This is a genomic window from Flavobacterium branchiophilum NBRC 15030 = ATCC 35035 (genome assembly GCF_002217205.1).
In the GTDB taxonomy this organism is placed as follows: domain Bacteria; phylum Bacteroidota; class Bacteroidia; order Flavobacteriales; family Flavobacteriaceae; genus Flavobacterium; species Flavobacterium branchiophilum.
In genome coordinates this window covers 56,921-65,185 of record NZ_MUGT01000004.1, presented here as the reverse complement: position 1 = coordinate 65,185, position 8,265 = coordinate 56,921, and the positions used below count along the sequence as shown (strand labels likewise).

General features: G+C 33.4%; 9 protein-coding genes. 3 read left to right on the top strand and 6 right to left on the bottom strand.

Annotated elements, in window-relative coordinates:
* Nucleotides 1-115: 115 nt before the first annotated feature.
* The 6 genes from B0A58_RS00650 to B0A58_RS00625 all read right to left on the bottom strand — a co-directional run bounded on the left by B0A58_RS00650 (nt 116) and on the right by B0A58_RS00625 (nt 5,365).
* On the bottom strand, nt 116-1,165 hold the full coding sequence (locus B0A58_RS00650; protein WP_089079451.1) for a ferredoxin--NADP reductase: 1,050 nt from the start codon (nt 1,163-1,165) through the stop codon (nt 116-118).
* Between the two features lie 150 nt (nt 1,166-1,315).
* On the bottom strand, nt 1,316-2,275 hold the full coding sequence (locus B0A58_RS00645) for a lysylphosphatidylglycerol synthase transmembrane domain-containing protein (protein WP_089079438.1): 960 nt from the start codon (nt 2,273-2,275) through the stop codon (nt 1,316-1,318).
* A 7-nt stretch (nt 2,276-2,282) separates the two neighbouring features.
* Nucleotides 2,283-2,633 carry an aspartate 1-decarboxylase gene (panD, locus tag B0A58_RS00640; protein WP_014082913.1) on the bottom strand — a complete coding sequence of 117 codons (351 nt, stop codon included), beginning with the start codon at nt 2,631-2,633 and terminating at the stop codon, nt 2,283-2,285.
* 14 nt (nt 2,634-2,647) lie between these two features.
* Nucleotides 2,648-3,496 (bottom strand): pantoate--beta-alanine ligase, encoded by an 849-nt coding sequence (gene panC, locus B0A58_RS00635; RefSeq protein WP_089079437.1) that lies wholly within the window; start codon nt 3,494-3,496, stop codon nt 2,648-2,650.
* Between the two features lie 137 nt (nt 3,497-3,633).
* Nucleotides 3,634-4,626, bottom strand: coding sequence for an acyl-ACP desaturase (locus B0A58_RS00630; protein ID WP_014082908.1), 993 nt, complete (start codon nt 4,624-4,626; stop codon nt 3,634-3,636).
* A gap of 4 nt (nt 4,627-4,630) precedes the next feature.
* A complete protein-coding gene (locus tag B0A58_RS00625) occupies nt 4,631-5,365 on the bottom strand; it encodes a lysophospholipid acyltransferase family protein (RefSeq protein WP_089079436.1) in 735 nt (244 codons plus the stop codon).
* A 412-nt stretch (nt 5,366-5,777) separates the two neighbouring features.
* Between B0A58_RS00625 and B0A58_RS00615 the strand changes: the two genes are divergently transcribed.
* From B0A58_RS00615 to B0A58_RS00605, 3 genes are read left to right on the top strand one after another with little or no spacing between them, the layout of a single operon-like run.
* Nucleotides 5,778-6,023, top strand: coding sequence for a FeoA family protein (locus B0A58_RS00615; protein ID WP_014082906.1), 246 nt, complete (start codon nt 5,778-5,780; stop codon nt 6,021-6,023).
* Entirely contained in the window at nt 6,016-8,118 is a 2,103-nt protein-coding gene (feoB, locus tag B0A58_RS00610) for a ferrous iron transport protein B (protein ID WP_089079434.1), read from the top strand. Before B0A58_RS00615 ends, feoB begins: the two co-directional genes overlap by 8 nt.
* 2 nt (nt 8,119-8,120) lie before the next feature.
* Nucleotides 8,121-8,243, top strand: coding sequence for a FeoB-associated Cys-rich membrane protein (locus B0A58_RS00605; protein WP_089079433.1), 123 nt, complete (start codon nt 8,121-8,123; stop codon nt 8,241-8,243).
* Nucleotides 8,244-8,265: the final 22 nt, after the last annotated feature.

Sequence of the window (8,265 nt, the reverse complement as noted above, 5' to 3'; positions counted from 1 at the left end):
GCATCTTTGGACTATTTTATAAATATATTTGGTATAAACAACGTTTCATTATTAAATAACCTGATAAAAAAAACCACAATTTTAGATAATTGTGGTTTTTTTTAAAACAAATGAATTATACATCATCAAAATCTACATAAATTTCATTTGATGTTGGATGTGCTTGGCAGGTTAGTACCAATCCTTGTGCTACTTCTTCGTCGGTTAGTATGGCATTTTTTTTCATTATGGCACTTCCTTTAGTAATTTTGGCCAAACAAGAGCTACAAATACCGCCCTGACAAGAGTACGGTGCATCGATACCTTGCTTGAGTGCCGCATCCAATAAGGTATCTTTTTGCGACATTTCAAAAGTAATTTCTTCGTCGTCTAACAATATTGAAATGGAAGTGTGTCCAGATAATGAATCCGAAGCCGTTTCGTTTGAAGCACTTGTTGAAAACAATTCGTATTTAATATTTTTTTCGGCCACATGTTGCTCTTTCAATACCTCTGTTACGGCATTTATCATACCCTCTGGCCCACAAAGAAAGTATTTTGAAAATTCGATTTCTTTGTATAAATTGAGTATCAATTGAGTATTTGCATGGTCTATCCGACCTGTTAAGGTGGAGGCATTTGGAGCTTGACTCAACACATACTCTACAAACAACCTTCCAACAAAACGAGATTGCAAGTCGTGTAATTCTTGTTTGAAAATAATATCTTCAATTGTTTTATTGCCATATACTAAAACAAAAGTACTATTGGGCTCGTTTTTCAATAGACTTTTTACGATAGACATCACGGGTGTAATGCCACTTCCGGCAACAAATCCCATATAATTGCGTTGAACATCGGGCTTGGGTTCATATACAAATTTGCCCTCTGGAGTACCCACTTCGAGCAAATCGCCTTCTTTTAATTTTTCGTTTGCAAAAACAGAAAAAAGTCCGTTTGAAATGGCTTTTACAGTAACCTTTAATTCGTTTTGATAAGGAGCTGAACAAATAGAATAAGCCCTTCTAATTTCTTTGCCATCCAATGTCAATTTTAAGGTAACATATTGGCCAGCAATAAATTGGTATTGAGATTTTAGTGCCTCTGGAACTTGAAACATAATGGAAACAGCATCTTTGGTTTCTCGTTCCATTTTTTTGATTAATAATTTATAAAATGCAGACATAATATTTTGAACTAATTTTTTTTGCAAATATAATAAAAGTTCCATTATTTTGAAGGACAAAACCAGTTACATTTTAGAACACAAAGGTTGTTTTCTTTTAAAAATCTAACCGTCAAGTTTTAGAAATTGATTGATGCCAATTGATTTTTTTTAATGCTTGTTTCGAACAGATAGTAATACAAACGAAACCAATCCAAGAACCAATACCAAAAACATTTGCGAAGTCCAAATGATCCATCCATAGGCATTTCCAGTGGTTTCTGCAATGGTATAAAAGGCTAAAATTTTTGAAATTAAAAACGGATAAGAGCCAAATCCGCTGTTGGTAAAGGCTATAGCAATACTGCCAACAACAAAAGCTGAAATGATAGCACCAAATCCTAGATGAGACGTTTCGGCAAAAACAAAAGTAGATATATAAAAAGTTACAATATATGAACCCCAAATAAATAGGGTAAAAAGCAAATATTTGCCCCTTTTTTTCATTCTAAAAATACTCAAAACGCCTTCTATCAAACCAGCAATTTTCTCTTTAACAAACAAAATCCATCGGTGTTTAGAGTAACAATATAATCCTAATAATACCAATCCAAAAGCCAAACCAATTGATAGTAAAATAATTATTTTTGTGATTGGCATTTTGTCTAAAATAAACGTTTTTACAATGTTAAATTGCAATACAAATGCTAAAATAACGAAACCCAACAAAAAAAACATATCTACAATTCGCTCGGCAACAATACTTCCAAAACCTTTGTCAAATGGTATGTTATTGTATTTTTTTACAATCACGGCTCTAGATATTTCGCCCGATTTTGGAACGGTTAGGTTTAGCAGGTATCCTACATTTACGGCCATAAAATTATTGGCAAAAGACGACTCGTAGCCCATGTGTTCTAAGGCATACTTCCATCTATAAGCTCGGGCAGCATTGCCCAAAAAAGCCAAAAATAATGCCAATGCCACAAAAAAATAATTGGCGTTTTTGAAGTAGCTTTTTATTTCAAGTATTTGATCTTCGGTAAATTGATTATAGGAATAAATAGTCAAAAAAGCCCCCAATGCCAATGGAAAGACAATCGAAAATATTTTGGTTAGTTTTGCTTTCACTACAAAACTAGGTTAAAGAGTTGTCGTTTTCATTTGGAAATACCAACGATGGTTTAAACGATTTGGCTTCCTCAAAATCTAATATACCATAAGCAATTATAATAATGATGTCGCCTTTTTGAACTTTTCGAGCAGCAGGACCATTGAGCGTTATCACACCCGAATTGCGTTGCCCTTTTATGGCATACGTTTCCAAGCGTTCGCCATTATTGATGTTTACAATAGCTACTTTTTCGCCCTCAATTATGTTTGAGGCTTCCATTAAGGCTTCGTCTATGGTAATACTGCCAATGTAATTCAAATCGGCACCTGTTACTTTTACTCTATGAATTTTGGATTTTACTACTTGTATTTGCATGGTACAAAGTTATATTAATTTAATAAAATAGTATCTATCAATCGAATATTATTTACAAATACCGCAATAAAAGCTCTGTATTTGTGTAGTTCCTGTTTTGAAATACAGGGCAAAAGGGTATTTTCATCGGCAATTTGAAAATATTCCAATTTGAAAAGCGGTGTTTGTTCAAATGATTTTTCAACCATTTGTAGCACTTCTTGAGGCGTTTTTGTTTGAAATTGTTTTTTAGCATTCAATAATGTTTGATAAATAACACTTGCCTGTTCTCTTTCTGTTGTCGTCAAACGTTCGTTTCTAGAACTCATAGCCAGTCCATTTTGTTCTCTAAAAATGGGACATTGGACAATGTTTACAGGCAAATGATTTTTTTGAACCATTTTTTTGATGATTTGCAATTGTTGAAAATCTTTTTCGCCAAAATAAGCGTTTGTAGGTTTTACAATTTCAAATAATTTTTTTACAATGGTACCAACTCCGTCAAAATGGCCAGGTCTAAAAGCACCTTCCATTACTTTTTCGAGGCCATCAAAATCAAACGACACCGCTTGAGTATGTCCTTCATAAATTTCATTTACGCTAGGAGCAAAAACGATAATTGTACTAGAAACACTTTCAATTTTTTGAATATCGGCAGCCAATGTTCGAGGGTATTTTTGTAAATCATCTGGATTATTAAACTGGGTTGGATTTACAAAAATACTAATTACAGTAATGTGATTTTCGAGCAATGATTTTGTCAATAAGGACAAATGACCTGCATGCAAAGCACCCATTGTAGGTACAAATCCTATAGTTTTGTGGTTTGCAATACTTTGCTCTACATGTTGAACAAGATGTGCTTTAGTTTCAAAAACAATCATTATACTTTTTTTTAAAGTCTGCAAAATTACTAATTTCGCAACGAACAAAGGCTTTTTTTGTCATAAAAAAAACTACAACTTTTGAGGGTTGTAATTTTATATATGTTTTCTTTTTTTAGAAAATGTTTTGCCAGCTTTTATCCTCCAATGAGGGCAGGTTGTACCCATTTGAAAATAAATGAATCTTCAGGAACTACCAATCTTTCAGATATTCTGGCCATACGGGCTGGAAGTTTCATGATATAATCACGTGCCTTTTCGGCTTCGTCTGTTAGCCCTGTGATTTTATCTATTTCCCATCTAACAATTAATTTTTGCATGATTTCTACATAATCTGTTGCTGTATATACTCCCAATCGTTGGGCTGAGTCAGAAAAATGTTCAAATGCTGTACTGATTTTTTCGCCAGATTCTCTTAAAAAATGAGCCGGCATTGTTATTTTGAGCTTCATCATGTATTGAAAAGCCAACATCATTTCGCTTGGATCTACCTTGAAAATTTGGTGGATAAACTCGCTATAAGCATGATGATGACGCATTTCGTCGCCAGCTATCATTTTGCACATTTTAGACAACTTGTTATCACCAAATTTTTTAGCAATTTGCGACACTCTATTATGAGAAATATAGGTGGCCAACTCTTGAAAACTGGTATAAACAAAGTTTTTATAAGGATCTCTTCCTGTTCCTATATCAAAACCATCGTTTATCAAATGCTGGGTTGTCATTTCGACTTCTCGCATATCTACCCTACCGGAAAGGTACAAATACTTATTTAACACGTCGCCATGTCTGTTTTCTTCGCCAGACCACTGACGGATCCATTTTGACCAACCATTGCGTTCTAAGTTTTTTACACCTTCTACTTCCATCAACCACGACTCGTAAGTAGGCAAAGCCTCTTCTGTAATGGTATCGCCTACCATGGCAACCCAAAAATCATAAGGCAAATCTTTGGCTATTTCTCGGAGTTCTTTAACCTCTTCAAAAAAGGTGTCGCTTTGAGAATTGGGTAAAAAATCTGATGGTTGCCAAATTTTTTCTACTGGTATTAGAAACTGATCCACAAAATCATCGACTTTGCTTTCTAAAAATTGCATCACTTCTAATCGGATGTTTTTTATAGACATAATATTAATTTTTAATGTATTTAGTAATTGTGTTTTCGGTTTTTTCCATAATTGATTCAAAATGATGGGCTTTTACCGAAATAGGTTCATGTATAAGGAGTTCAATTTTGTTGCCCAATCCGTAAGGAAAGGCACCAAACCTTACAAACTTCCAAGAGTTATTAATTGTTACTGGAACAACAAAGGCACTTGGAGCATTTTTGCATAATATTTTCAAACCCGTTTGCGAAAAAACTTTTGGAACTCCCGTTTTGCTTCGGGTTCCTTCAGGAAATATCACAGCCGATCGGGTGTTGCTTTCAATATAATCAGCTAATTTTTTGATGGTCGGAATCGCTTGTTTTGGGTCTTTTCGGTCTATCAATACCGAACCTCCATATTTCAAATTAAATGAAACACTAGGAATTCCTTTACCTAATTCTATTTTACTAACAAATTTTGGGTGCCAAGCTCTTAAAAACCATATCATACATACAATGTCATACAAACTTTGATGATTTGCTACAAAAATGATGGGCACTCCACGAGGTATCAAATGTCTATTACTCACTTTATACGTGGTGCCTAGCAAATGCCCTATTCGAACCAAAATAAAATTCAAATAATCAACACTTTTTTTGTGTGTTTGATAGCCAAAAACCCGCAAACAAACCCATTGTATAGGCTGAAAAATGACCAAGGCTATGAGAAATAGCAACAAGGCCAGAAATGAAATTGGATATGAAATGATTTTTTGCACTTTGAAACGTAAAATATAACGAAGCAAAAATACGTTTTTTTTCTGAATTGCAACTAAAATATTCTAAATCCATAAGTTATAATGCTTTAAATATTGTTCTGTAACTATTTTGGGGTGATTTGTTACATTTTTTTAAATTTGATCAATGGTCTAAAATCAATAATATTACACATTGTAAGTCAAAAAAAGGGGAATCTTGTGATTTTTTGCGATGCAATATGTTGATTTATTTTATCATTTTAAATTCATTTCTATTTTTTGTATTACAAATAAATTCAAAATTAAAAACATGTTTGAAGTAAAATACGGTTTGATTTCCATACCCGTAACGCAATCAATAATCCTGATAAATATGATGTTTGGTAAATTAAAAATGATTATTTTTGCAATCTTAATTCAATCTAAATAAGTTTTGAAAACAACCCTTGCACAACTCAAAAAAGGTAGCCAAGCCATCATCAAAGATTTTGATGTTGAGGCAATTCCATTAAAATTGCTCGAAATGGGGTGTTTGCCTGGCAATGTAGTAGAACTCCTTCAGGTGGCTCCATTTGGCGACCCATTGTATTTGAATATTAATGGTTCGTATTTGGCCATTAGGATTGAAACGGCTAAAGAAATTGAAATAACCCTTTTAGAGGATACCCAAAATGTCTAAACAAAATATCAACATAGCGCTAATAGGCAACCCAAATGTTGGGAAAACGTCTGTATTTAATTTACTTACAGGTTTAAACCAACAAGTAGGAAACTACCCAGGAATTACTGTCGAAAAAAAATTAGGTTTTTGCAATTTGCCACACAACATCAAGGCAAACATATTGGACTTACCAGGTACATATAGCCTCAATGCCAGCTCTGTTGATGAAAATGTTGTAATCGAATTGTTGTTAAATAAAAACGATAAACTCTTTCCAGATGTCATCCTTGTTGTGGCAGATGTAGAAAATTTGAAACGCAATTTATTACTTTTTACTCAAATCAAAGATCTTGAAATCCCAACTGTTTTAGTAATCAATATGATTGATAGAATGGATACAAAAGGCATTTCGTTGGACATTCCATTTTTAGAAAAACACCTTCAAACCAAAATTGTTTTGGTAAGCTCAAGAAAAAATATTGGAATTGAGGATCTAAAAAACACCATTACACAATACAAAAATATACCCACCACACCTTGTTTGAATGCTTCGTGTATTGATCAAGCTTATTTTGACCAATTACAAAAAACGTTTCCAAATCAATCGTTATACAAATTGTGGCTTCTGATTACTCAAGATGTAAATTTTGTGAATCTGAATCGGAAATCGTTTGAAACCAAGTCTTTTACAAAAAGCCATTCGGAACTCAAGCGGTTACAACAAAAAGAAACCATCAAAAGGTACCAGTTTATCAACGAAACCCTAAAAAAAGGCCTATCGATTGATCATGAAATGGCTAAGGATTACCGAAGCCGTTTAGACAAAATATTAACCCATACCATTTTTGGTTACCTCCTATTTTTCATTATTTTGTTTGGCATTTTTCAATCTATATTTGAATGGTCAAAAATTCCGATGGATTTGATAGACGACACTTTTGCACAATTGAGTACTTATTTAAGTCAAAATTTGCCAAAAGGTAGTTTTAGCAATTTAATTTCTCAAGGAATTATTCCAGGTATAGGCGGTATTTTAATATTTATACCACAAATAGCCTTTTTATTTTTATTTATATCCATACTCGAAGAAAGTGGTTATATGAGCAGGGTAGTGTTTTTAATGGACAAAATCATGCGTAGGTTTGGGCTTTCTGGTAAAAGTGTAGTACCGCTCATTTCGGGTACCGCATGTGCCATACCTGCCATTATGGCAACCCGCAATATCGAAAATTGGAAAGAACGATTGATAACCATCTTGGTAACTCCTTTTACTACTTGCTCGGCCCGATTGCCCGTATATGCAATTATTATTGGACTTGTTATTCCTGACAAAAGGGTTTTTGGCATTGTAAACCTACAAGGACTTACACTCATGTTTTTGTACCTTATTGGATTTGGAATGGCTTTGTTTTCTGCATTTATATTAAATAAGGTATTGGATTTAAAATGCAAAACCTTTTTTATAGTCGAAATGCCCAATTACAAACTGCCTTTACTTAAAAATGTTACCCTTAATGTGTTTGAAAAAACCAAAGCTTTTGTATCTGGAGCAGGAAAAATTATTTTATCCATTTCCGTAATATTATGGTTTTTGGCATCCTATAGCCCAACAGAATCTTTTGATAATGCCGAAAAAATAATTCTTCAAAATCCTGAAAACAAACACCTTACAACTAATCAACTCAACAATAAAATCACCTCATTTAAGCTTGAAAATTCTTATATAGGCATTATGGGCAAAGCCCTCGAACCAGTGATTTCTCCACTTGGTTACGATTGGAAAATTGGGGTTGCCATTATCAGTTCGTTTGCAGCAAGAGAGGTTTTTGTTGGTACATTAGCAACTATTTATAGTGTTGGCGAAACAGACAATAACGACACCATAAAAAATAAAATGAAACAAGAAATCAATCCAATGACGGGGAAACAAACTTTTAATTTGGCTTCGGGCATGTCTTTATTATTGTTTTATGCCTTTGCCATGCAGTGTGCCAGCACCATAGCTATTACCAAAAAAGAAACCAATTCTTGGAAATGGCCTCTGATTCAACTTGTTTTTATGACCAGTTTGGCATATTTGTTGGCTTTATTAACATATCAAATTTTACAATAATTATGATACAGGATATTTTATCATTTGCTACTTTAGGATTGGCACTTTATGCACTATTTTATAAATTTTTTCCAAAAAAGAAAAAAAACAATAAAAGTTGTGGCGACGACTGCCAATGTCATTAGCTAATTTTAATACCAAATATAT